General features: G+C 66.0%; 30 protein-coding genes. 11 read left to right on the forward strand and 19 right to left on the reverse strand.

What is annotated here, in order from left to right; genetic code table 11:
- Positions 1-43: 43 nt before the first annotated feature.
- The 8 genes from O6X71_RS08700 to hisB all read right to left on the reverse strand — a co-directional run bounded on the left by O6X71_RS08700 (position 44) and on the right by hisB (position 5854).
- Complete coding sequence (locus O6X71_RS08700; protein ID WP_353465490.1) at positions 44-1654, reverse strand: amino acid permease; 1611 nt, start codon at positions 1652-1654, stop codon at positions 44-46.
- Positions 1655-1766: 112 nt separating this feature from the next.
- Entirely contained in the window at positions 1767-2144 is a 378-nt protein-coding gene (locus tag O6X71_RS08705; protein ID WP_353465491.1) for a histidine triad nucleotide-binding protein, read from the reverse strand.
- A 115-nt stretch (positions 2145-2259) separates the two neighbouring features.
- Positions 2260-2577 carry a phosphoribosyl-ATP diphosphatase gene (locus O6X71_RS08710; RefSeq protein WP_353465493.1) on the reverse strand — a complete coding sequence of 106 codons (318 nt, stop codon included), beginning with the start codon at positions 2575-2577 and terminating at the stop codon, positions 2260-2262.
- A gap of 32 nt (positions 2578-2609) precedes the next feature.
- Positions 2610-2786: a hypothetical protein gene (locus O6X71_RS08715; RefSeq protein ID WP_353465494.1), complete on the reverse strand. Its 177-nt coding sequence runs from the start codon at positions 2784-2786 to the stop codon at positions 2610-2612.
- A gap of 4 nt (positions 2787-2790) precedes the next feature.
- Entirely contained in the window at positions 2791-3564 is a 774-nt protein-coding gene (hisF, locus tag O6X71_RS08720; RefSeq protein ID WP_353465495.1) for an imidazole glycerol phosphate synthase subunit HisF, read from the reverse strand.
- A 256-nt stretch (positions 3565-3820) separates the two neighbouring features.
- Entirely contained in the window at positions 3821-4555 is a 735-nt protein-coding gene (gene hisA / locus O6X71_RS08725) for a 1-(5-phosphoribosyl)-5-[(5-phosphoribosylamino)methylideneamino]imidazole-4-carboxamide isomerase (RefSeq protein WP_353465496.1), read from the reverse strand.
- The gene (hisH, locus tag O6X71_RS08730) at positions 4552-5157 is read right to left on the reverse strand and encodes an imidazole glycerol phosphate synthase subunit HisH (RefSeq protein ID WP_353465497.1); all 606 of its coding nucleotides are present in this window, start codon (positions 5155-5157) and stop codon (positions 4552-4554) included. The genes hisA and hisH overlap by 4 nt, the downstream gene beginning before the upstream one ends.
- A gap of 109 nt (positions 5158-5266) precedes the next feature.
- Entirely contained in the window at positions 5267-5854 is a 588-nt protein-coding gene (hisB, locus tag O6X71_RS08735) for an imidazoleglycerol-phosphate dehydratase HisB (protein WP_056052090.1), read from the reverse strand.
- 71 nt (positions 5855-5925) lie between these two features.
- On the opposite strand from hisB, the gene O6X71_RS08740 reads away from it, so the two are divergent.
- The 5 genes from O6X71_RS08740 to gmk all read left to right on the forward strand — a co-directional run bounded on the left by O6X71_RS08740 (position 5926) and on the right by gmk (position 9291).
- The gene (locus O6X71_RS08740) at positions 5926-6411 is read left to right on the forward strand and encodes an SspB family protein (protein ID WP_353465499.1); all 486 of its coding nucleotides are present in this window, start codon (positions 5926-5928) and stop codon (positions 6409-6411) included.
- A gap of 190 nt (positions 6412-6601) precedes the next feature.
- Positions 6602-7990 carry a class II fumarate hydratase gene (fumC, locus tag O6X71_RS08745; protein WP_353465500.1) on the forward strand — a complete coding sequence of 463 codons (1389 nt, stop codon included), beginning with the start codon at positions 6602-6604 and terminating at the stop codon, positions 7988-7990.
- Between the two features lie 168 nt (positions 7991-8158).
- Positions 8159-8371, forward strand: coding sequence for a hypothetical protein (locus O6X71_RS08750; RefSeq protein WP_056489740.1), 213 nt, complete (start codon positions 8159-8161; stop codon positions 8369-8371).
- Positions 8368-8568, forward strand: coding sequence for a hypothetical protein (locus tag O6X71_RS08755; RefSeq protein WP_056052077.1), 201 nt, complete (start codon positions 8368-8370; stop codon positions 8566-8568). Before O6X71_RS08750 ends, O6X71_RS08755 begins: the two co-directional genes overlap by 4 nt.
- A 72-nt stretch (positions 8569-8640) precedes the next feature.
- On the forward strand, positions 8641-9291 hold the full coding sequence (gmk, locus tag O6X71_RS08760; RefSeq protein ID WP_056489738.1) for a guanylate kinase: 651 nt from the start codon (positions 8641-8643) through the stop codon (positions 9289-9291).
- Between the two features lie 139 nt (positions 9292-9430).
- Here gmk and O6X71_RS08765 read toward each other — a convergent pair whose 3' ends face one another.
- Genes O6X71_RS08765 through O6X71_RS08775 form a run of 3 tightly spaced genes read right to left on the reverse strand, consistent with a single transcriptional unit; the run spans position 9431 to position 10982 of the window.
- Complete coding sequence (locus O6X71_RS08765) at positions 9431-10111, reverse strand: ATP12 family chaperone protein (RefSeq protein WP_353465502.1); 681 nt, start codon at positions 10109-10111, stop codon at positions 9431-9433.
- The gene (locus O6X71_RS08770) at positions 10108-10326 is read right to left on the reverse strand and encodes a hypothetical protein (RefSeq protein ID WP_353465503.1); all 219 of its coding nucleotides are present in this window, start codon (positions 10324-10326) and stop codon (positions 10108-10110) included. The genes O6X71_RS08765 and O6X71_RS08770 overlap by 4 nt, the downstream gene beginning before the upstream one ends.
- Positions 10323-10982 carry an HAD-IA family hydrolase gene (locus O6X71_RS08775; protein WP_353465505.1) on the reverse strand — a complete coding sequence of 220 codons (660 nt, stop codon included), beginning with the start codon at positions 10980-10982 and terminating at the stop codon, positions 10323-10325. The genes O6X71_RS08770 and O6X71_RS08775 overlap by 4 nt, the downstream gene beginning before the upstream one ends.
- A gap of 114 nt (positions 10983-11096) precedes the next feature.
- On the opposite strand from O6X71_RS08775, the gene O6X71_RS08780 reads away from it, so the two are divergent.
- Positions 11097-11591, forward strand: coding sequence for a DUF1440 domain-containing protein (locus O6X71_RS08780; RefSeq protein ID WP_353465507.1), 495 nt, complete (start codon positions 11097-11099; stop codon positions 11589-11591).
- A gap of 343 nt (positions 11592-11934) precedes the next feature.
- Here the strand turns inward: O6X71_RS08780 and O6X71_RS08785 are convergent, their stop codons facing one another.
- The 3 genes from O6X71_RS08785 to O6X71_RS08795 all read right to left on the reverse strand — a co-directional run bounded on the left by O6X71_RS08785 (position 11935) and on the right by O6X71_RS08795 (position 14679).
- Positions 11935-13230 carry an RluA family pseudouridine synthase gene (locus O6X71_RS08785; protein WP_192145881.1) on the reverse strand — a complete coding sequence of 432 codons (1296 nt, stop codon included), beginning with the start codon at positions 13228-13230 and terminating at the stop codon, positions 11935-11937.
- Complete coding sequence (crcB, locus tag O6X71_RS08790; protein WP_056489728.1) at positions 13227-13601, reverse strand: fluoride efflux transporter CrcB; 375 nt, start codon at positions 13599-13601, stop codon at positions 13227-13229. Before crcB ends, O6X71_RS08785 begins: the two co-directional genes overlap by 4 nt.
- A 346-nt stretch (positions 13602-13947) precedes the next feature.
- Complete coding sequence (locus tag O6X71_RS08795) at positions 13948-14679, reverse strand: hypothetical protein (protein ID WP_353465510.1); 732 nt, start codon at positions 14677-14679, stop codon at positions 13948-13950.
- Between the two features lie 111 nt (positions 14680-14790).
- Between O6X71_RS08795 and O6X71_RS08800 the strand changes: the two genes are divergently transcribed.
- On the forward strand, positions 14791-15012 hold the full coding sequence (locus O6X71_RS08800; protein WP_056052052.1) for a hypothetical protein: 222 nt from the start codon (positions 14791-14793) through the stop codon (positions 15010-15012).
- 56 nt (positions 15013-15068) lie between these two features.
- On the opposite strand, the gene O6X71_RS08805 is transcribed toward O6X71_RS08800, so the two are convergent.
- Together O6X71_RS08805 and O6X71_RS08810 are read right to left on the reverse strand one after the other, a co-directional pair.
- Entirely contained in the window at positions 15069-15497 is a 429-nt protein-coding gene (locus O6X71_RS08805; protein WP_353465511.1) for an OsmC family protein, read from the reverse strand.
- A gap of 106 nt (positions 15498-15603) precedes the next feature.
- The gene (locus O6X71_RS08810) at positions 15604-15909 is read right to left on the reverse strand and encodes a glycine zipper 2TM domain-containing protein (RefSeq protein ID WP_056489725.1); all 306 of its coding nucleotides are present in this window, start codon (positions 15907-15909) and stop codon (positions 15604-15606) included.
- A 196-nt stretch (positions 15910-16105) separates the two neighbouring features.
- On the opposite strand from O6X71_RS08810, the gene O6X71_RS08815 reads away from it, so the two are divergent.
- Positions 16106-16744: a trimeric intracellular cation channel family protein gene (locus O6X71_RS08815; RefSeq protein ID WP_353465873.1), complete on the forward strand. Its 639-nt coding sequence runs from the start codon at positions 16106-16108 to the stop codon at positions 16742-16744.
- A 315-nt stretch (positions 16745-17059) separates the two neighbouring features.
- Here O6X71_RS08815 and O6X71_RS08820 read toward each other — a convergent pair whose 3' ends face one another.
- Entirely contained in the window at positions 17060-17647 is a 588-nt protein-coding gene (locus tag O6X71_RS08820) for a GNAT family N-acetyltransferase (protein WP_353465513.1), read from the reverse strand.
- Positions 17647-19590 (reverse strand): signal peptide peptidase SppA, encoded by a 1944-nt coding sequence (gene sppA, locus O6X71_RS08825; RefSeq protein WP_353465514.1) that lies wholly within the window; start codon positions 19588-19590, stop codon positions 17647-17649. Before sppA ends, O6X71_RS08820 begins: the two co-directional genes overlap by 1 nt.
- Positions 19591-20058: 468 nt before the next feature.
- Here sppA and groES point away from each other — a divergent pair, with 468 nt between their 5' ends.
- The 3 genes from groES to O6X71_RS08840 all read left to right on the forward strand — a co-directional run bounded on the left by groES (position 20059) and on the right by O6X71_RS08840 (position 22820).
- Complete coding sequence (groES, locus tag O6X71_RS08830) at positions 20059-20346, forward strand: co-chaperone GroES (RefSeq protein WP_056052039.1); 288 nt, start codon at positions 20059-20061, stop codon at positions 20344-20346.
- A 66-nt stretch (positions 20347-20412) separates the two neighbouring features.
- Positions 20413-22056 carry a chaperonin GroEL gene (groL, locus tag O6X71_RS08835; RefSeq protein ID WP_056065680.1) on the forward strand — a complete coding sequence of 548 codons (1644 nt, stop codon included), beginning with the start codon at positions 20413-20415 and terminating at the stop codon, positions 22054-22056.
- Positions 22057-22256: 200 nt separating this feature from the next.
- Positions 22257-22820 carry a Uma2 family endonuclease gene (locus tag O6X71_RS08840; protein ID WP_353465516.1) on the forward strand — a complete coding sequence of 188 codons (564 nt, stop codon included), beginning with the start codon at positions 22257-22259 and terminating at the stop codon, positions 22818-22820.
- 4 nt (positions 22821-22824) lie between these two features.
- On the opposite strand, the gene O6X71_RS08845 is transcribed toward O6X71_RS08840, so the two are convergent.
- Positions 22825-23697 (reverse strand): alpha/beta hydrolase, encoded by an 873-nt coding sequence (locus O6X71_RS08845; protein ID WP_353465517.1) that lies wholly within the window; start codon positions 23695-23697, stop codon positions 22825-22827.
- Between the last annotated feature and the right edge of the window lie 14 nt (positions 23698-23711).

Here is a 23711-nt window from a genome sequence, read left to right on the forward strand (position 1 = left end):
GCCGCGGGAGTTTCCTCCCGCGGCCCTTTTTTCTTGTCCTCGATCAGTGGCTGCCCGGAGGCGTCCGGTCATCCTCGGCTACACCATCGTCGAGACCCAGCCCGACATGGCTGCGCGAACGGCTATACAGGAAGTAGATCGCCAACCCGATCGCACCCCAGCCCGGCAGCACCAGCTTGGCGGTCAACGGCAGCGACAGGTACAGCCCAACGCAACCGATGATCGCAAGCGGTGCGACGATGTACACCGCCGGCGTGCGGAACGGACGCTTGCGTGCCGGATCGGTCTTGCGCAGCACCATCACCGAGATCGCGACCATCATGAACGCGAACAGCGTGCCCGCGTTCGAATAATCGGCGAGCTTGCCGACCGGCAACACCGCCGCTGCGATCGCCGCGGCGATACCCGTCACGACCGTGACGACGTGTGGCGTACGGAACTTCGGGTGGATCGACGCGAGCTTGGCGGGCAACAGGCCGTCACGCGCCATCGTGAAGAACACGCGGGTCTGGCCGAACATCATCATCAGCACCACCGACGGCAGCGCCAGCACCGCGGCGAGACCGACCAGCCGGCCCATGATCGGCCAGTTGATGACCTGGAGCACGTGGACGAGCGCTTCCTTCGAGCAGACCAGCGGCTCCATCGCGCCGCCTGCGACGATCGCCGCGCAACGCCCGGCCATCTCGGCCGAGCCCGGCGCCAGCACGCCGCCATCGGCGGTCGTCACCGGGTTCGCACCGATCGCACCGATCGCGCCCGACGCGACCAGCAGATAGAACAATGTACAAATGCCGAGGCTGGCGATCAGCCCGATCGGCACGTTGCGCTGCGGATTCTTGGTCTCCTCCGCCGCCGTCGAAACCGCGTCGAAGCCGACATAGGCGAAGAAGATCGACGCCGCCGCACCCAGCACGCCGACGCCCGACGAGCTTAGCGGGTTGCCGACGCCGTACGGCAGGAACGGATGAAAATTATAGGCCTTGAGCACCGGAATCGTCAACGCGATGAACGCGGTCAGCGCGGCGATCTTGATCAGCACCAGCACCGCGTTGACGCGCGCGCTCTCGGTCGTACCGACCACCAGCAGCCACGTGACGAGCGCGATGACGATCACTGCGGGCAGGTTCATGAAGCCGCCAACGGTCATCGCGGTCTGCAGATCGGCGTTGGGCGTCGCGCCGAATGCGACCTGGACGTTCGCCATCAGTGCGTCGGCGTTGCGTAAAGCATTGGGGATGTGGAAGCCGATCCCGTCGAGCAGCCCGGCCAGATGGTTCGACCACCCGACCGCGACCGCGCTCGCGCCGACCGCATATTCGAGGATCAACGCCCAGCCGACCATCCACGCGAGCAACTCACCGGTGACCGCATAGGTGTAGGTGTAGGCGGAGCCTGACACCGGCACCATCGACGCAAGCTCGGAATAGCAGAGCGCCGCTACCGCGCAGACGAAGCCGGCGACGACGAAGCTCAGCAACATGCCTGGGCCGGCCTTCTGCGCGGCTTCGGACGTCAGCACGAAGATACCGGTGCCGATGACCGCGCCGACACCCAGCAAGGTCAGCTGGAACGCACTGAGCGTTCGCGCCAGACCCTTTTTCTCTGCCGTCGCCAGAATGGCATCCAGCGATTTTACGCGACCAAAAATCAACGCGGTGTCCCCCGGGGATAGCGAGGGCCGGGTCAAATGGCCCCCTTTGCTCAAGCGCCCGAGCCTAATGGCAATTTTATTACGCGCAATCCTTTAGTGCGGCAAAGCTGGCCTATCGCGCCAGCATCGGCCCGAGCGGGCGCCCGCCGAAGACATGAACATGCAGATGCGGCACCTCCTGGTGTCCGTCCTGACCGATGTTCGCGAGCAGGCGATAGCCCGGCTCGACCAGTCCCGCCGCCCGCGCGACTTCACCGACCGCGCGGACGAACCCGGCAATCTCCGCATCGGGTGCACGCGCGGAAAAATCGTCCCAGGACACGTATGCACCCTTGGGGATCACGAGGAGGTGCGTCGGCGCCTGCGGATTGATGTCGTGGAACGCGATCGCGAAGTCGTCGTCGTACACTCGCTTCGACGGGATCTCGCCGCGCAGGATCTTCGCGAAGATGTTCTGGTCGTCGTAAGGCTGGGTAGCGTCGATCGGCATATATTCCCCTCCCGCTTGCGGGAGGGGTTAGGGGAGGGGCTGGCCATCCCGATCCCGGCGGAGCATGTGCGTCATGCCCTCCCCCGACCCCTCCCGCAAGCGGAAGGGGGGCAGGTCAGCCCGTCCGCCCGGCCTTCTCGACCAAGCCGCCAACACCCTCGCGCCGCTCCAACTCGGCTCGCACGTCGTCTAGGCTAAGCCCTGCATCTGCCAGCAACAAGGCTAGATGGAACATCAGGTCCGCCGCTTCCGGCACAATGCTCGCTTCGTCGCCCGAGCACGCCGCGATCACCGTCTCGACGGCTTCTTCGCCGAGTTTCTGCGCGATCTTGGGGCGGCCTTTCGCGAACAGGCTCGCGGTGTACGAGGTGTCGGCGGGCGCATCGCGGCGCGCGCGGATGGTCGCCTCGAGGCGGTCGAATACGGGGTCCATGCGCGGCGTGCTGGAGCAGGTGCGCAGGCGGGTCAATCCTCTGCGGGTCGTTCGGTCTTCGCGAACCGCTTCCGCAACGCCCGTCGCACCAGCCACACTCCGATCGCTGCAAACCCGAAGAGTGCGATGTCCGACAGTTCGGGCCCGGTGCGGGGATGAACGATACCACTATGTCCCGACTGCACCGCGAGAAGGGGCAGCGCGATCATCGGATTAAGCTGACCGAACCGGCGAGCGCACAGGAATCCCCGCCGCTGCCAGCGCAGCATGCGCATCGCCGATCGATGCCTGCCCAAAATGGAAGATCGACGCCGCGAGCACCGCGCTTGCATGCCCGTCGCGGATGCCCGCCACCAGATCGTCGAGCCCGCCAACGCCGCCGCTAGCGACCACCGGCACTCTGACCCGGTCTGAAATCGCTCGGATCAGGTCGAGGTCGTAACCACTCCGCGTCCCGTCGCGGTCCATCGACGTGACGAGCAACTCGCCAGCTCCGAGTTCGGCGAGCTTCCAGGCATGCGCGATCGCATCGATCCCGGTCGCGCGCCGACCACCATGCGTGAACACTTCCCAGCCTTCACCCGACCTTCGCGCATCGACGCTGGCGACGCAGCACTGGCTGCCGAATCGTTCGGCGATATCGGCGACCAGCTCCGGCCGCTCGACCGCCGCCGAATTGACCGCAACCTTGTCCGCCCCCGCCAGCAACAGCGCGCGCGCATCGTCCGCCGTCCGCACCCCGCCGCCGACTGTCAGCGGCATGAAGCACACCGCTGCCGTCCGCCGCACTACGTCGAGGATCGTCCCCCGACCCTCATGGGAGGCACCGATATCGAGGAAACACAGCTCATCCGCCCCGGCCGCATCATAGGCGCGCGCCTGCTCGACCGGATCGCCGGCGTCGCGCAGTTCGACGAAGTTCACGCCCTTCACCACGCGCCCATCGGCCACGTCGAGACACGGAATGACACGCGCGCGAACCGTCATGCGCTGCGCCGAAGGTTTTGTTCACGCGGAGACGCGGAGACGCGGAGACGCGGCGGAGCCGCTAAGAATGATTCACGCGAAGGCGCAAAGGCGCAAAGAGTACGAGAGTGAGGCAGGCCTGACTTCTGCTCACTCTTCGCGCCTTTGCGCCTTTGCGTGAACAAATCTCTGCCTGCGGCGCCACAAGTCGCTCTGCGTCCTCCGCGTCTCTGCGCGAAAACACTATCTCCGCGTCTCCGCGTCTCCGCGTGAACCATCATGCAGCCTTCGCCACACTCAATGCCGCAGCGAGATCGAGCCGACCGTCATACAAAGCCCGCCCCGTAATCACGCCTTCGACGCCGTCCCGCACATGCAGTGCGAGAACATGGATCTCGGCGATCCCCTTGACCCCGCCGCTGGCGATCACAGGAATGTCCACCGACCGCGCCAGATCGACCGTCGCGTCGACGTTGCACCCCTTCAGCATCCCATCACGCCCGACATCGGTGAACAGCAACGACGCCACCCCCGCATCCTCGAACCGCCGCGCCAGATCGACCGCGCTCGTGGTCGACACGTCCGCCCAACCCTTGGTCGCGACCATGCCGTCCTTCGCGTCGACCGCGACGACGATCCCGCCGGGAAAATCCTTCGCCACGCCACGCACGAACTCGGGGTCCTCCAGTGCCGCAGTCCCGATTACGACGCGGGAGACGCCCAGGTCGAACCAGCCCTCGACGCTTGCCCGCGTCCGGATGCCGCCGCCAAGCTGCACATGCCCCGGAAACCGCGCGACGATCGACCGCACCGCATCGCCATTGACCGAAGCCCCCGCGAACGCGCCATCGAGATCGACCACGTGCAGATGCTCCGCCCCCGCCTCGGCGAACAACATCGCCTGCGCCGCAGGATCGTCGCCATAGACGGTCGCCCGATCCATATCGCCCTCGGCGAGACGCACCACCTGACCCGCCTTGAGGTCGATCGCAGGAAAGATAATCAGGCTCACGGCCGCCACTCCAGGAATCGTTCGAGCAAGGCCAGGCCGTAGCGCTGGCTCTTCTCAGGGTGAAACTGCACACCGATCATCGTGTCGCGACCAATCGCCGCGGTAACTGCACCAGCATGGTCGGTGGTCGCGAGCACATCAGCGCCGTCGAACGCGAAGCTATGCAGAAAATACGCTTCGCCGGGCTCGATCAGCGGATGCGACACGGAGGGAACGACGTCGTTCCACCCCATATGCGGCACCTTCGCCTCCATAGTCCCCGGCTCCAGTCGTCGCACGCGTCCCGAAACCCAGCCGAGCCCGGCATGGGTCCCCATCTCCTCGCCCGCATCGGCCATCAACTGCATGCCGACGCAAATGCCGAGAAACGGCGCACCCTCGTCGCGAACCCGCCGGTCCAGCGCCTCGACCATCCCCGGCACCGCCCGCAAAGCCGCCGCACAAGCGCCGTACGCGCCAACACCCGGCAGCACGATCCGGTCAGCCTTCGCAACGACATCCGCGTCCGAAGTCACGATCAGATCGTCACACCCAGCCGTCCGCAACGCGTTTTCGACCGAATGCAAATTCCCCGCACCGTAGTCGATCAGGGCAAGCGTCAAATTCCCCTCCCGCTTGCGGGAGGGGTTAGGGGAGGGAGTGACATAGCCGCGAGTCCGACGATCGAGGCCAGGCCCTCCCCCGACCCCTCCCGCGAGCGGGAGGGGAGCATCAGAGGATCCCCTTGGTCGAGGGAATCGCGTCGGCCTTGCGAGGATCGATCTCTATCGCGGTGCGCAGCGCCCGCGCGACACCCTTGAACGCCGCCTCGGCGATGTGGTGGTTGTTGGTCCCGTACAGCGTCTCGACGTGCAGCGTGATCCCAGCCGCTTGTGCGAAGCTGTGGAAGAAATGCTCGAACATCTCGGTATCCATCCCGCCCAGCCGCTTCTGCGAGAACAGGTCCTTCCACACCAGCCAGGGCCGCCCGGAAATATCCAGAGCCACCCGCGTCAACGTCTCGTCCATCGGCGACAGCGCATCGCCGTACCGCGCGATGCCGCGTTTATCGCCGAGCGCCTGCGCGAACGCCTGCCCGATCGCGATCCCGGTATCCTCGACGGTGTGGTGCTCGTCGATGTGCAGGTCGCCCTTGGTCCGCACGCGGATGTCGATCAGCGAGTGGCGCGACAATTGTTCGAGCATGTGATCGAAGAAACCGACCCCGGTCTCGACGTCGTACACGCCGGTCCCATCGAGGTTCACGGTGACGTCGATCGCCGTCTCGGCGGTGGAGCGGGTGATCGTGGCGGTGCGCATGCCACCTCCCATAACGTGCGCCACGACGCATGCAATCTTGACCGGCATCCGAATGGCGCTACCCAAGGGATATGACCGATGGACTGCCCGATAGCCTGATTCCGTACGATGAGATCGTACAAGAAGCCCTGCGTGCCGTGGTCGGCCGCGTGCTCGGTTCGGTCGCGGAGGCCGGGGGGCTTCCCGGCGAGCATCATTTCTACATCACCTTCAAGACGCAGGCGCCGGGAGTCGACATCCCCAAGCGCCTGATCGAGCGTTTCCCGGACGAGATGACGATCGTCATGCAGAACCGCTACTGGGACCTGATCGTCGACGACGAGCGCTTCTCGATCGGGCTCAGCTTCAACCAGGTGCCGTCGAAGCTGGTAATCCCATACTCGGCGATCACCGCGTTCCAGGACCCGGCGGTAAGCTTCGAACTCCGCTTCCAGGCGCAGGAAGGGGCGGAAGACACGCTAGGCGACCACGACGAAGCGGAAAACGACGGCCCGACCGCAGTGCCGATCGAGGACGGCTCGAACGTCGTCGCGGTGGATTTCAAACGGAAGAAGTGACCGCCTAAACTCCCTCGCCCCTTCGGGGAGAGGGAAGGGGCCCGCGGCCCTTGCCGTGGGAAGGGAGAGGGGCGTTGGGACACGCGTCCTAAGCTCCAAAACCCCTCACCCTTCCGTCGCCTGCGGCTCCTCCCTCCCTCTCCCCGAAGGGGCGAGGGATCCCACGCACGCCCCGGAAGGTTGACCCAGCATGACCACCCGCACAGAAACCGACACGATCGGCCCGATCGAAGTCCCCGCCGCCGCCTATTGGGGCGCCCAAACCGAACGCTCGATCGAGAACTTCCCCTTCGCCACCCGCGAACGCATGCCGATCGAGATCGTCCACGCCCTCGCCCTCGTCAAACAAGCCGCCGCCCGCGTAAATCGCACCCACGGCCTGGACGAAAAAATCGCCACCGCGATCGACTCCGCCGCGCAGGAAGTCATCGACGGCAAGCTCGACGACCAGTTCCCGCTGGTCATCTGGCAGACCGGCAGCGGCACGCAGTCGAACATGAACGCCAACGAGGTCATCGCCGGCCGCGCGAACGAGGTCCTCACCGGCACCCGCGGCGGCAAGTCCCCCGTCCACCCCAACGACCACGTCAACATGAGCCAGTCGTCCAACGACAGCTTCCCCACCGCGCTCCACATCGCCGCCGCGATCGCCACCACGCACCGCCTGATCCCCGCGCTCGACAAGCTCCACGCCGCGCTCGACGCGAAGGCCAACGCCTGGGACGACATCGTCAAGATTGGCCGCACGCACCTCCAGGACGCGACGCCGCTAACGCTCGGCCAGGAATTTTCCGGCTACGCGAACCAGCTCTACCGCTGCCGTCACCGGATCGAGCCCGCGATCAGCCACGGCATGGTCATCCTCGCGCAAGGCGGCACCGCGGTCGGCACCGGTCTCAACGCCCCCGCCGGGTTCGGCGACGCGATCGCGCACGAACTGGCCGAGATCACCGGCCTGCCGTTCGTCAGCGCGCGCAACAAGTTCGAGGCGCTCGCGTCGAACGACCCGCTCGTCCACCTGTCCGGCACGCTCAACACGCTGGCGGTCGCGCTCACCAAGGTAGCCAACGATATCCGCCTCTTGGGCTCGGGCCCGCGCTGCGGGTTCGGCGAGATCGACCTCCCCGCCAACGAGCCGGGCAGCTCGATCATGCCCGGCAAGGTCAATCCCACGCAGTGCGAGATGCTCACGATGGTCGCGGGGCAGGTGATGGGCAACCACGTCGCGGTCACCGTCGGCGGGATGCAGGGCCATCTCGAGCTGAACGTCTTCAAGCCACTGATCGGCGCCAACGTGCTGCGCTCGATCGACCTGCTCGCCACCGCGATGGAAGGATTCGCGGAACGCTGCGTCGACGGCATCGAACCCAACCAAGGCCGCATCGCCGAACTGCTCGACCGCTCGCTGATGCTGGTCACCGCGCTCGCCCCCGAGATCGGCTACGACGCGGCCGCCAAGATTGCCAAATACGCCCACGCCGAAGGCCTGACGCTGAAGGAAGCCGGCCTCGCGCTAGGCCTCGTCGACGCCGAAACCTTCGACCGCGTCGTCAAACCCGAATCGATGCTCGGCCGCTGACCTCCCCCACACCGTCATCCTGACGAAAGTCAGGACCCAGAGCCAAAGGCGCTGCGCTCTGTAACCCTGGGTCCTGACTTTCGTCAGGATGACGGGTCGGGGTTTGGTGAGGTCGGGAACCCAAACGCCCCTCGCGCGCTAACCCGCCACACGGACAGGAGAAATTACGTGGGCGCAACGACCATAGGCGCGCTGATCGGCGCAGGCATCGACTCGCTCAGCGGCGACGACGGCAACGCGGACGGCGCAATCATCGGTGCGATCACCGCCAACGTACTCAAGGTCGTCGTGCCGCTAGCCGTGACCTACGCGATCGGCTGGGCAGTGCTGCGCGGTGCAGCGGAACTCAAAGACCAGGTTTTCGGGGAGTCAGAAGCATGATCGGACGTATTATCAGTGCATTGGTCGGCCGCGAGATGGGCCGTCGCGATGGTTCGGGCGGCGCATCGGGTGCAGTAAAGGGCGTCGTGGCGATGGGCCTGATGCGCCGCATGGGCCCGCTCGGCATGATCCTCGGTGGCGGTTATGCAGCCAAGAAGGCCTATGATCGCAACAAGGCCCGCAAGGCAGGCTATTAATCCGCCTTCGTAATACCACGCGCGGGCCGCGCATGGGTTGACGCCCATATGCGGTCCGCGGCAAGGGCGCGCATGCCCCACACACTTCCGTCCGACCCGCATGGTTTCCGTCGTCGCGGAGTCCTGTTCGTCCTGTCCTCGCCGTCCGGCGCCGGCAAGTCGACCATCGCGCGCAGATTGCTCGCGGACGAGCACGAACTCGAAATGTCGGTCTCGGTCACGACCCGGTCGGTGCGACCCGGCGAAGTCGACGGCAAGGACTATCATTTTACCGATCTCGAGGGCTTCCGCGACATGGTCGCGAAGGACGAGTTCCTCGAATGGGCGCACGTCTTCAACCACCGCTACGGCACGCCGCGCGCGCAGGTCGAGGAACTGCTCGCGGCCGGCAAGGACGTGCTGTTCGACATCGACTGGCAGGGCGCGCAACAGCTGTTCCAGATCGCCGGTGGCGACGTCGTCCGTGTGTTCATATTCCCGCCCTCGATGGAGGAACTGCACCGCCGCCTCACCAGCCGCGGCACCGATTCGGAAGAAGTGATCGAGGCCCGCATGTCGCGCGCGGCGAACGAGGTCAGCCACTGGGACGGCTATGATTACGTGCTGGTCAACGACGACGTCGACAGCTGCATCCGCGGCGTGAAGACGATTCTGGCCGCGGAGCGGTTGAAGCGCTCGCGCCAGACCGGGCTGATCGGTTTCATTCGCCGCCTGACGCGCTGAGGGCGAGGACGCCGCCCCTAACCCGTCATCCCAGCGAAAGCTGGGATCTCCCCGTTCCGGATCGCAGCGCTCACCAACCGGGATACCCCAGCTTTCGCTGGGGTGACGGACTTGGGGGAGGGTGGGTACGCTTCTAAAGCTAGAGCAGCCCCAGAAACTCTACCCCGACCCCAAACTCCTTGCGCTTCAGCTCGCGCAACTGAGTCGCCTGCCAGTCCTCGCCCCACATCTCGACCGACCAGTCCTCGTCGATCCCCGCTGCTGCCCAGGCCGCATCCGCATCGATCTCACCCTCGATCAGCGCCAGCCCGATCACCAGCGACCCGGTCAGCGTCACCACCGGCGACAAGCCCGCCAGCCTAAAATCGTCATACGCAGCCACAGCCTCATGAAGCCGCGCGATCGTCGCGTCCGGTTGCGCGACGTGCATCACGCCGGTGGTGACTGCGAACGTTACGTCATACCGCCCCCGCGCCCACGCCAGCAGCGGATCCCACGCCGCCGCCTGCCGCTCGACCAGCAGAGGCGGCCCCTCCGCACGGTAGCAAAGCAGGTCGCTCTCGCCATACGCCGCCAGCCGCGCGGCGAACTGCGCAGGATCGTTCGCGATCGGATCGGTCGCCGCATTGGCGAGCCCGGTCAGCGGCATCGTCCGCGGATCGATCGTCTCGCCGACCGCGCGCCATTCCGCCGCGACCGCCTCGGCCAGCGCATCGCTCGGCAACGCCAGCGGCCGCCGCCCGGGCGTCCGCACGGGCTTGCCGTCGAGCGTCACCACCCGATCCGCATCGATCGCGACGTCTTTCCAGAACCGCTTCACGCGTCAGGACTCCGCCAGCGATGCGCCAGACTGCGCGGCACGATCGCGATCATCGCCATCGCCGACAACACGATCGCCGTCCCGAGGATCTTCGGCCCGAGATCATGCGCGCGCGCGATCAGGATTAGCCCGAGCAACGCGCCCGCGACCCCCGCCAGCCGGACGACGACCAGCACGAACCATCGTCGCTGCGCCAGCTTGTCCGCATCGGTCATGGCCGCGCCACCATATGCAGCAGGTCCGGCACGGCCGCCGCAACGACATCCGCCCCCGCGTCTGAAAGCTCGTGCACGTCGTGATACCCCCACGCGACCCCGACGGCGCGCACATTGGCCGCGCGGGCCATCGCCATGTCGAAGCTCGTATCGCCGATCATCGCGGTCGTCTCCACGGCAGCACCTGCCTCGGCGATCGCCGCGAGCAGCATCGCCGGATCGGGCTTCGACGGATGCCGGTCCGCGGTCTGCAGCGTCACGAACCGATCGGTGATCCCGTGCGCCGCGAGGATATGCGCGAGACCCCGGTCCGACTTCCCCGTCGCCACGCCGAGCAGCCAGCCGTCTGCGGCGAGTGTCTTGATCACCTCGGCAATCCCCTCGAACAGCGGCTCGTCGGCCAGCTCGCCACTCGCCCGCATAGCATGGAACGCGTTCTTGTAGTCGGTGGCAAGCGACCGGTGCAGCGCCTCGTCCGCCTTAGGCAACAGTACCTGCATCGCCTCGACAAGACTCAAGCCGACGATCCGCCGAATATCCGCACGCGGTGGCGGGATCAGTCCGGCGCCCTCGAACGCGCGCTCGCACGCGACGCAGATATTCGCCTGGCTGTCGACGAGCGTCCCGTCGCAATCGAACACGGCAAGGCGGGTCATGAGATTTTCCAACGCATCGCCGCCTCGTAGATCACGCGTGCACGCGAGGGAACGCCAAACCGGAACGGGCACGTCCGCGAACGGTTCGTGTCGGATAGCTCTGGAGACTCAACGATGGCGCACGCACAGACCGACACTCCGAACATCTGGGCCGCCGCCGCTGCGGGCTTGGTAGCCGGCCTCGCCGCCTCGTTCGTGATGGACCGCTTCCAGGCCGGAGTCGCCGCGCTGTCCTCGTCGGATAGCGATGCCGAGCCGGCGACGGAGAAGGCGGCGGACAAGGTGTCGCAAATGGTCGGCGGCCACGACATCCCCGATGACCGCAAGCCGCTTGCCGGGCAGGCCGTGCATTATGCGCTCGGGGCAGGGCTGGGGGTAGCGTACGCGGTGGCGGCGGAATACCGGCCTTCGGTGACGGCAGGGTATGGTACCGCGTTTGCTGCGGCGACGACGGCGTTGCTCGACGAGGCGGCGGTGCCGGCGGTGGGGCTTGGCGATGCGCCGTGGAACACTGCGCCGACGACGCATCTCTACAGTGCAGCGTCGCACATCGTGTTCGGGACGGTTACGGAGGGTGTGCGGCGGTTGCTGCTGGGTTGGCTGAAGTAGCGCGCGACTAGTTCCCCCGCGAAGGCGGGGGCCCAGGAATCAAGCAGCGTTACGATCGTGGCCCTGGACCCCCGCCTTCGCGGGGGAACAAGAGTTAGCGGAAGCCTCCAAACAAACCACGCCACCCCGGCGAAGGCCGGGGCCCAATTGGGCGACGTCGCTAACGGAAGTCATCGCTCCGTTACCTCAACCTTTCCAATTGGGCCCCGGCCTTCGCCGGGGTGGGGTGAAAGGTAAGGATCGTCTCCGACGTCTCACCCTCTCCCCCCGGGGAAGAGGGAAGGGGCCCGCGGCCGCTTGGCCGTGGGAAAGGTGAGGGCACGCGTCAGCCGAAGAGCATCAATTACCGAGTCCCAGGCCCACTCCGAGGTCCAGGCTTCCCAGCCCCACCCGGACGCCCGCGCCCAGCCGGCTTGGCCCCCTCAACCCGAGGCCCACTCCGCGGCGCTCCGAACTTCGACCCAGCCCCGGTCCGAGGTCCGCCCGTCTTCGGCGCAGGCTTGCCCGTCGCCTTCTCCTCGACAACCCCACGCCCACGCCGCTCACCTTTACGATCCTTCCGCACCGACTTTGCATGCGCCCTAGCCCGCGACTTCATCTGCTCGCGCGTAGGCGCGGTCTTCTCATCGAGCACCAGGTCGTCGCCCAGCTTCTCCTCGAAGCCCAATTGCTTGAGGCTCTCGGCGAAATGCGTCGGCAGTTCCGCGGTCACGTCGATCGACCCGCCATCCGGATGATCCACCTTGATCCGCCGCGCGTGCAGATGCATTTTCCGCGAGATCCCTCCGGTCAAAAACGCAGCAGCCCCGCCGTACTTGCCATCACCGACGATCGGATGACCGATCGCCGCCATGTGCACGCGCAACTGGTGTGTCCGCCCGGTAAACGGCTGCAACTCGACCCACGCCGCACGGTTGCCCGCACGCTCGATCACCCGGTAGCGCGTCCGCGCCGGCGCACCCTCGGCCTCGTCGACGTGCATCTTCTCGCCGCCGGTACCCGGCTGTTTCGCGATCGGCAGCTCGATCATGCCGTCCTCGATCGACGGCACGTCGACCACCAGCGCCCAATAGACTTTCCGCGCAGTCCGCCCCGAAAACGCCTTCGCAAAGAACGCCGCCGCGCGCGACGTGCGTGCCACCAGCAGCGCGCCGGACGTATCCTTGTCGAGCCGGTGGACCAGCTTCGGCCGACCCTCATTGTCGTACTGCAACCCGTCGAGCAGCCCGTCGACATGCTGCGTCGTCTTGGTCCCGCCCTGCGTGGCCAGGCCCGGCGGCTTGTTCAGCACGAACGCCTGGAAATCCTTGTGGATGACCATGCCTTGCGCGAGCTCGGTTTCCTCGTCCGACAGGATGACGCGTTCGCGGACGCGCCTGGGCTTGTCGACGTCGGCGGCGGCCTTGTCGGCTTCGGGCGGCGGCACGCGGAGCATCTGGCCTGCCGCGATCCGGTCGCCCGGCGTCGCACGCGCGCCGTCGACACGGAGCTGCCCGGTGCGCGCCCACATCGCCACCGTCGTGAAGCTCGTGTCGGGCAGATGCCGCTTGAACCACCGGTCCAGCCGAATGCCGTCATCGTCGAACCCGACGTTGAACTCGCGGAAACCCGTATCGCTATCGCTTTTGCCCGCAGTCATGCGACGGCCCTTACTGCGGAAAGACCCGCGAACAACGCGGCGACCGAACCGATCACCGACACCAAAACATACCCGAACGCGACGCCGATCGCGCCTCGCTCGATCATCGTGACGACGTCCAGCGAGAACGCCGAAAACGTCGTGAATCCCCCCAATACGCCCACGCCGAGCAACAGCCGCCACGTTTCCGAAGCGGTATTGCGGGCAAGCACGCCAACCAGCACCCCCATCAGCAACCCACCGATCAGATTCACGGCAAGCGTACCAAAGGGATAGTCAGGCCCCAGCAGCGACAGCATCGCGCGGCCAGTCAGATAGCGCGCGCCGGATCCGACCGCACCACCGACCATGACATAGAGAAGGGGAAGCATTCTCGCGCCCTAGCGTGAATCGGGCAAAACGGAAAGGTGCGCCGCGGGAAGGGGATGTGCGCTTCATCCGGGGCAGTTCGAGATCACCGAGCTAGTCCTGTCCCAAAGCTTGTTTCCCCGCGAAGGCGGGGACCCAGTCTGGGCTCCCGCCTTCGCGGGAGAACAAGGAGGGAAGAGATGACGCCACCCCAACACGCCATCCCGCGTACTACCACCCCGGCGAAGGCCGGGGCCCAGTTGGAAAGGTGGCAATAACGAAGGACCGCGCTCAGTTAGCGACGTCCCCCAACTGGACCCCGGCCTCCGCCGGGGAGGTACATCTTAGCGGAATGCTCCCAATTCGCCCTCACCGCCCAGCGTTGGAAACCAGATCCACGTCGCTCCCGCCACCAGCCCGCGCCGTCACATAGACCACATAAGCGTCGTTCCCCCGAACCCCGCCCAGCACATGCTGCCGCCCATCCGTGCTATGCCCAGCCGAATACCCCGCCGCGCTCACCTTCGTGAAATACCAGTCGAGCATCTTCTGCATCGGCGCGGCGCTCGCGAAACTCACCACGCGCAACCGACACCCGTCCCGATCCGCCCCAGCAGCCTCGGTCAGCCGCGCCGCCGGATACAGCGGCAGGTCCGCCGGCAACCGGTTCGCCCACCCCGCCGAATAGCCGATCTTCTGCGCGCAGACCGCAGCGTCCGGCGTCTTCTGCCGCTCCGCCAGCGCCCCCAGCGTCAGTGCACCATTCGCCGTCTTGCACTCCGGACAGTCGTTGGACGCCCCCGGCGCGCGCTTGAGAGTCCGCGGATCGACCGGATCGGCCTTCAGAGGACCTTCCGGCGGCACCGCGCCACTATCCGGTCGGGGCGGCGGTCGCACCGCGTCGGTATTCGACGACTGCGCCAACCGGGGATCGACCATGATCTGCCCCCCCAGCGACGACGTCAGCGCCGGATCGCGCACCGCGCCATTGGTCAGCTCGGCATCGAGGCTGTTGAGATCCTGCTGGTCGGTCGACGACCGTCCGCACGCAGCCAGCGCAAGCGGCAAAAGGATCAGGGCGGGGCGCAGGGGGAAACTCATCACCGCCATCCTATGCGCGAAAGACGGTGAAGAAAGCGTTTTCCGCATGTCCCCGGTCGGGTGCGTGACGCCGATCTTGCCCGAACCCCCGCGACTCGCCATGTTCACCCCATGCTGAACATCGTCTCGATCCTCATCGGCCTCGTCACCCTGGTGCTTGGCCTCGTCGCGTTCATCCCGTTGCTCGGCTGGATGAACTGGCTCGTCATCCCGATCGGCATCGTCGGGGCCGCGGTCGGCGCGCTGTCGTCGAGCAGCGGCGGCCGCAACCTCAACATCGTCCTGATCATCATCTTCGCGCTCCGCCTCAGCCTCGGCGGCGGGATCATCTGACGCAAGAAGGGCCCGGCGTTTCCACCGGGCCCTCCAATCGCAAACACGCAACCGCTTTATGCGGCGAGGTTGTGCTCCAGCGTGATCTCGGCGTTGAGCACCTTCGACACCGGGCAGTTTGCCTTGGCGTCCGCGGCGATCGCCTCGAACTCTTCCTTGGAGATGCCGTCGACCTTGGCGTTCAGCGTCAGCGCCGACTTGGTGATCTTGAACCCGTCGCCATCCTTGTCGAGCGTCACCTTGGCGGACGTCTTGAGCGTGCCCGCCTCATAACCCTTGCCGGCGAGCGCGAAGCTCAGCGCCATCGTGAAGCACGACGCATGTGCGGCCGCGATCAGCTCCTCGGGATTGGTGCCGGGCTCGTTCTCGAACCGCGTGTTGAAGCCGTACGGGCTGTCGGACAGCACGCCCGACTGCGTCGAGACATGGCCCTTGCCGCTCTTGCCGAGGCCTTCATACTTTGCCGAACCGCTGCGTGTGGTCATCGTTTTGATCCTTCATCGGACAAGAAAAAAGGCGCCGCGGTTTCCCACGACGCCCTTTCACAACGCGCAACTATCGAAATAGCGGCATTGATTTAGCCGATGAGTGTCAGCGGCAACGACGGTTGTTGTTGCTCGTGCCCTTGTCGATCGCGCGACCGGCGAGGCCACCGAGCACCGCGCCGCCCAGCGTGCCGACCGTACGGTCGCCGCGGGTGTCGACCGTGCGGCCGAGCAGTGCGCCGCCGACGCCGCCGATGATCGTGCCGGTCGTGCCGTTGTTCTTCTTGCAATAGACGCGGCCGTCACGACCACGCCATTCGCGACGATCGCGCGCATCGGCGGCCGACACGGGAACGAGGACGGTCGGCAGGACCATTGCGCTGAGGCCCATGGCCAGAACGAACTTACGCATCATGTAACTCCCTAGTGAATTGATCTGCTGGTATAACGAAGCCGCTATAGCGCCAGTTGCATGAACCAAAAACAACACCGCGTTCATGCTGGCGTTCATCTTCGCGACCGGCATCGGGGCGTTGTTCTTAACAGCCGACGGGCATCATTCCGTGGTCGCGCTTTACGCTGGATGGCAGGCCGGTTACGCCGCCGCGATGTTGCCCGTGCCCTTGCCCGTCGAGATCCTCCCCGTCGCCGCGCCTTGGTTCGACCTCGCAGGCCTAGCGGTGTTCGCCGCATCGGGTGCGCTGGCGGCGGCCAAGCGCGGCCAGACGTTCGTGACGCTCGTGTTCTTCGGGCTGATCACCGGCGTCGGCGGCGGTACGGTCCGCGACCTACTGATCGGCGCGCCGGTGTTCTGGGTCCACGACGCGCGCGCCGCGAGCGTGTGCCTGGGCGTAGCGCTGCTGATCTGGGTGACGCCCGAGCGCTGGTGGAAGGACGAAGCGCTCAGCTGGTTCGACGCGGTCGGGCTCGCGGCGTACGCAGTGTACGGCGCCGCGAAAGCTTTGGGGTACGGCGTGCCACCGGTACCGGCGGCGCTGATGGGCGTAATGACCGCGTGCGTCGGCGGCATCATCCGCGATGTGCTGGCGGGCGAACCGTCGATCCTGATGCGGCCGGAGCTGTACGTGACCGCGGCGGCGCTGGCGGCGGCGAGTTATGTAGGGCTGGTGTTGCTGGGTGTGCCGCTTGCCTTGGCGGCGGTGATCGCGGCGAGTGCAGGATTCACGCTGAGAGCGGCAGCGATCCGGTTCCATCTAGCGCTGCCAGCGTATGGTGGCCGCCGCTAACTCACCAACCTTACCACACAATAACCTTGTGTCCCCGCGAAGGCGGGGACCCAGTCTGGGCTCCCGCCTTCGCGGGAGAACAAGGATGGGTGGGCCGGTGGTTGGGCTTGAGCCGACGGTTATTACTGATCTCTACTGGTCGGCAGAAGCACCTTCCATCTTCCCCACTACCCCGGCGAATGCCGGGGCCCAATTGGGGGACGTTGCTGACGACGGGCCGCGCTGCGTTACTACAGCCTCACCAATTGGGCCCCGGCCTCCGCCGGGGTGGTGTGAGTGTTCGCGCAAGCCTTCTATAATGAGGCGCGGGAAGCTTTACCCCCGCACCACCCCGACATCCGCAAACCGCTTCGGCTCGACCGGCGGCACCGCAGGCTCGTTCAGTTCGCACTGCCAATGCCCGACATCGATCCACTGCCCGTTCTTGTATCCCACCTCGCGGTACACCCCCGCGCGCCGAAACCCGACCGCCTCATGCAGCTTGATCGACGAATCGTTCGGCAGCGCAATCGCCCCGATCGCCTGCGTAAACCCCTGAGCCCGCAGCGTATCGATCAGCGCCTCGTACAACAGCCGCCCCGCACCCTGGCGCTGCGCCGCATCCGCGACATACACCGTGGTCTCGCACGCGAACCGGTATGCCTCGCGCTTGTGGAATGCCGACGCATAGGCGTACGCCAGCACGCCACCCTCGGAGCCGATCGTCGCGACCAGCCACGGGTACAGCCCGTCCGACGCCGCCATCCGCGCGCGCATCTGCCGCGCATCGGGCGCCTCGGTCTCGAACGACACCGTCCCGACCAGCACGTGCGGCGCATAGATCGCCGCGATCGACGCAGCGTCCTCGGGCACCGCCGCCCGGATGACGATCCCGCCCCCGTTGCCAGTTGCGGGGATCGCCATCAGAACCCGATCCGCGCGAGCAGCAGGTCGAGCAGCTTGGCATCGCCGATCCCCACGGTCGTCGGCCCCATCCCGCCGCACTCCAGGCAGCGTGCCTGGATCGAACCCGACGTCGCCAGCCGCTTCATGTCACCGACCGCCCGCGCAAGCATCTGGCGCCGGTCCGCCGCAACGTGCGCGAAGGCATCGCCGCCACCCGCATCATCGTCACCATCATTGCCGAAATCCTGCGCGATCGTCGCGAGGAAGCCCGGCTTCTTTTCCAGATACTCGGCATGCACCTTGGCGGGATCGAGCTTGGCGCGCTTGGCGGCCTCATCGATCGCGTCCTGCAACGTCCCGAACCGGTCGACCAGCCCGATCTGGCGCGCGGTGCCGCCATCCCAGACGCGGCCCTGGCCGATCTCGTCGACCCGCGCCGGCGTCATCTTCCGCGAGGCGGCGACGCGCGAGACGAACTGGCGATAGCCGTTTTCGATGCCCGCCTGCGCGATCGCGTCGAACATCGGCGTGGTGCCGCCGGTGATGTCGGGCTGGCCCGACAGCGGCGTGGTCTTCACGCCGTCGCTGGTCACGCCGATCTTGGCGAGCGCGTTCTCGAAGGTCGGGATCACGCCGAAGATACCGATCGAGCCGGTGATCGTGCCGGGCTCGGCAAAGATCACGTCGGCCGGCGTCGACACCCAGTATCCGCCGCTAGCCGCGAGTCCGCCCATCGACACGACGACGGGCAGCTTCTGCCGCTTGGCTTCGAGGATCGCGAGCCGGATCTGCTCCGACGCCATCACCGACCCACCCGGCGAATCGACGCGCACCACCAGTGCCTTCAGCGTCTTCTTGGCGAGCCCGTCGAGCACCGCCTTCTCGATCGTCTTGCCAGCCGCCTTGCCGGGGCCGCTCTCGCCGTCGACGATCTCGCCGGCGATCGTCAGCACGCCGATCGAATCGCCCGCGGTGGGGAGGGGGTTGGCCTTCACCCACGCGTCGTACTTGATCGCTGTGTAGTTGCCCGCCGGCTTGTTCGCGTCGCTGCCGGCATATTCCGCCACGCGCCGTCCGAAGCTGGTCCGATCGCCGAGCTTGTCGACGATGGCCGCGCGCAAATTCGCCTCGGCGATGTTGCCGTTCGAGGCGAGGATGACCTTGTCGGGCGCGGTCATGAACTGCGCGATCTGTGCCTTGGGGCGTGCTTTCGCGACGGCCTCACGCCACTGCGCGAACAACGTGCCGTACAGCGCGGTGCTGGCGGCGCGCGCGTCGTCGCTCTGGTCGGCGCGCGTGTAGGGCTCGACGAACGACTTGTAGCGGCCGACGCGGTAGACGTGTGCGTTGACGCCGAGCTTGTCGATCAGGCCCTTGTAATAGAGCTGGTTGCCGCCCGGCCCCATGAAGATCGTGCCACCCAGCGGGTTGACCCAGATCTCGCTGGCGTTGGCCGCAAGGCGATAGCCGCCATCGGTATACGCGGTCGCATAGGCGAGCACCGGCTTGCCGCTCGCCCGCACCCGCGCCAGCGCATCGCCGACCTCGCCGAGTGCCGCCGGATAGGCGCCACCGAAGCTGTCGAGATCGAGCACGACCACCTTCACGCGCGCATCGGTCCGCGCGGTGTCGATCGAGCGCACCACGTCGCGCAGGCGAAACTGCCGAGCCCGGCTCTGCCCCGAAAGTGCGGCGAACGCGGCCTGCTCCTCGGGCTGCTCGACGATCGAGCCGTTGAGGTCGAGCACCAGCGCGCCATCCTTGATCGCCGTGGTGCTCTGCCGTGCGTTGAGCGCCGCGAAGATCACCCCGAAGAACAGCAACATCGCGATCAGGACGAGCGCATCCTTGATCGCCACGAGGAACTTCCACACACCGCGCACGAGCCGCGATTTGCGACGAGGGGGGCGGGCGGGGTCGACATAGGAGGGGGCGTAAGACGGCGCAGCGGTATCGGTCATGGGAGGAGAGCTAGAGCATGCGCGGACCGAGGTAAATGCCCTGTGTTACGGTGCCAATACAGACTGACTGTCTCCGTCATGCCGGGCTCGTTCCGGCATCCACGGTCCCTCAAACCCAGCGGCCGGTAATACGGGGCACGGTGGACCCCGGAACAAGCCCGGGGTGACGCAGCGGTCGGCGAGTGCGCACTCCAATCCCACCACCCCGGCGGCGGCCGGGGCCCAGTTGGGGAACGTCGCTAACAGAGCGGTGCGTTTCGTTACTCCGGCCCTGCAAACTGGGCCCCGGCCTCCGCCGGGGTGGAGATTCGGGCAAACGAGTGCAGGTGCCCGAATACCACGCCCGCCCGAAAAAATTCGCCCCCGGAACCTTTGACATGCCGCACCCCGAGGCACATATGCCGTCCGTTGGCACTCGATAACCTCGAGTGCCAGAAATCTGTCACAATCCAAAAGGACATGGACCCCATGAACTTTCGTCCGTTGCATGATCGCGTGCTGGTGAAGCGCCTCGAAGCCGAAGAGAAGACGGCTGGCGGCATCATCATCCCCGACACCGCCAAGGAAAAGCCGCAGGAAGGCGAAGTCGTCGCCATCGGCACCGGCACTCGCGCCGAGAACGGCACGATCACCCCGCTCGACGTCAAGACCGGCGACAAGATCCTGTTCGGCAAATGGTCGGGCACCGAGGTCAAGGTCGACGGCGAAGACCTTCTGATCATGAAGGAATCTGACATCCTCGGGATCGTCGGCTGACTTCTGCCGGGTTACCTTGGTGTAACCTTATCGTGACTTTTCAACTTATACGAAAGGGCAGCTGACATGGCTTCCAAGGACGTAAAATTCGGTCGTGACGCGCGTGAGCGCATCCTCCGCGGCGTCGACATCCTCGCCGACGCGGTCAAGGTGACCTTGGGCCCCAAGGGCCGCAACGTCGTCATCGACAAGAGCTTCGGCGCACCGCGCATCACCAAGGACGGCGTTACCGTCGCCAAGGAGATCGAGCTCAAGGACAAGTTCGAGAACATGGGTGCGCAGATGCTGCGCGAAGTCGCCTCGAAGACCAACGACATCGCCGGTGACGGCACGACCACCGCGACGGTTCTGGCGCAGGCCATCGTCCGCGAGGGCATGAAGTCGGTCGCAGCGGGCATGAACCCGATGGACCTGAAGCGCGGCATCGATCTCGCCGTCATCAAGGTCGTCGAGGACGTCAAGGCGCGTTCGAAGCCGGTTTCGGGTTCGAAGGAAGTGGCGCAGGTCGGCATCATCTCGGCAAACGGCGACCGTGAAGTCGGCGAGAAGATCGCCGAAGCCATGGAGAAGGTCGGCAAGGAAGGCGTGATCACCGTCGAGGAAGCGAAGGGTCTCGAATTCGAGCTCGACGTCGTCGAGGGCATGCAGTTCGACCGCGGCTATCTGTCGCCGTACTTCATCACCAACCCCGAGAAGATGACCGTCGAGCTTCAGGATCCCTACATCCTGATCCACGAGAAGAAGCTCTCGAACCTGCAGGCGATGCTCCCGATCCTGGAAGCCGTCGTCCAGTCGGGTCGTCCGCTCCTGATCATCGCCGAGGACATCGAGGGTGAGGCTCTGGCCACGCTCGTCGTCAACAAGCTGCGCGGCGGCCTGAAGGTCGCAGCGGTCAAGGCACCGGGCTTCGGCGATCGTCGCAAGGCGATGCTCGAGGACATCGCGATCCTGACCAAGGGCGAGATGATCTCGGAAGACCTCGGCATCAAGCTCGAGACCGTCACGCTCGGCATGCTCGGCACCGCCAAGCGCGTCACGATCGACAAGGACAACACCGTCATCGTCGACGGTGCCGGCGATCACGACACGATCAAGGGCCGCACCGAAGCGATCCGCCAGCAGATCGAGAACACGACCAGCGACTACGACAAGGAGAAGCTCCAGGAGCGTCTCGCCAAGCTTGCCGGTGGCGTTGCCGTGATCAAGGTCGGTGGGTCTTCCGAGGTTGAGGTCAAGGAGCGCAAGGACCGCGTCGACGACGCGCTGCACGCAACCCGCGCAGCTGTTGAAGAAGGCATCGTCCCCGGCGGCGGTACGGCTCTGCTGTACGCAACCAAGGCGCTTGATGGCCTCGAGGGTGCGAACGACGACCAGACGCGCGGTATCGACATCGTCCGCAAGTCGCTGACCGCTCTGGTTCGCCAGATCGCGCAGAACGCCGGTCATGACGGTGCTGTGGTCTCGGGCAAGCTGCTCGACGGCAACGACACGTCGATCGGCTTCAACGCTGCGACCGACACGTACGAGAACCTGGTGGAAGCCGGCGTGATCGATCCGACCAAGGTCGTCCGCACCGCGCTGCAGAACGCAGCATCGGTCGCAGGCCTCCTGATCACGACCGAAGCGGCCGTGAGCGAAATGGCCGAAGACAAGCCCGCCATGCCCATGGGCGGCGGCGGCATGGGCGGCATGGGCGGCATGGACTTCTGATTTTCGACCGGGGCCAGCGAGAGCTGGTCCCGGACAGAAAATCAGAACGGCCGGCGGGCTGGGTGGCGCAAGCCCCCAGTCCCGTCCGACGAAAAGGGCCGGCTTTGCCGGTCCTCCGTTCCGAACAGACGACCAAGCAAAGGGCCGGGGAGCAATCCCCGGCCCTTTGTTTGTCCGCCGACAAGTGGTAAAACACACCGATGCGGCACGATCCCCTCTACAAGAAGATCACGGTCGACGAGTTCCTCGCAATCGACTTCGGCACGGACCGCAAGTTCGAGCTGGTCGACGGCGCCATCCGCATGATGACCGGCGGCACTCCCGCACATTCCCGGGTGGCTACCAACATCCTCGTATTCCTAGCCGGGAAGCTCCGCGGTACGGGATGCCGAGCGTACAACTCCGACATGGGTGTGCGGGTCAATGACACCGATCTGCGCTACCCCGACGTCAGCGTCTTTTGCGGGAATCCGGCAACTCGCGAACGCGAAGAACAGCGCGTATTCAACGATCCCCAAGTGATTTTTGAAGTCCTCTCCGGCTCGACCGCGAAGGTAGACCAAGGCGCAAAGCTCGCCGAATATCGCGAGCTCCTATCGGTCGATACGATCGTCTTCGCCGACCCCGAGAACGAATTGACCCGCGTCGTCCAGCGTCTCGGACCAACGACATGGCGCGACGACATGTTCGCCCAGCCGCACGACGTGGTTTTGCCGTCACTAAACCTGACGATCCCCCACACCGAAATCTTCGCCCGAGACTGACTCGCTACTTGGTCGCTGCCCCGTCTGCGGCAATCTGGTCCAGCGCACGCCACACCACCGGCGCGATGTGGCTCAAGTCTAAGCTGTGATATGCCTCACCGTCGATCGGCACGACCAACGCCTTGCCACCAGCCGCCGCGCGCAACCGCTCCGCCGCCGCGAACGGCACGACTTCGTCCTTGCGACCGTGCATCAGCAGCACCGGCACCGTCACGCGACGAATAGCCGCAACATTGTCGAACGCCGCTGCATACAACCCCCGCGCAACGCTCGGCACGAACCGCGCAAAAGAGTCGAATGCGCCCAGCGTCACGACCCCGTCAATGCCTGCTCCGGCCGAGCCTTCCGCTGCCGCATGCAATGCCACCGCGGCGCCTAGTCCGTCGCCGAACACGAACCGCTTGCCGTCAGGCACCAGCCGTTTCGCCAGGTCGACGAACGCACGACCATCCTGGTACAGCCCCTGTTCGTCGGGAACGCCGGTATTGTCGCCATAACCGCGATACGATGCGACAAGTACGCCGCGGCCGTCACGGGCGAAGGCCTGCGCGGCCTTCGCGGCGACATCACGATTTCCGGCGCGACCCGGCAAGTAGACCAGTACCGGCCCCGTCGGGGTCTCGGGTGGCCAGAACCAACCCTTCAGTCGTGCGCCGTCCGCCGCTACCGCCTCGACCGATAGAGGAGTACGTCCGGTCCAAGCCGGTGTCGTTGCAAGTGGCGCAGGCTGGTACAGCGAGCGGCCGACCGGATTGACGCAACCGGCGAGCGCCGCAGACATGACGATCGCCGCGACGAGTGGGAATGGGCCACGCCGGCGACGCCACATCTTCCGTTCGCGCAGACCTCGCCTGCCGCGCGCCGCAGCGTCGATCATCGCACCCTCCCTGT

The sequence above is a fragment of the Sphingomonas faeni genome (assembly GCF_040407505.1).
In the GTDB taxonomy this organism is placed as follows: Bacteria; Pseudomonadota; Alphaproteobacteria; order Sphingomonadales; family Sphingomonadaceae; genus Sphingomonas; species Sphingomonas faeni_E.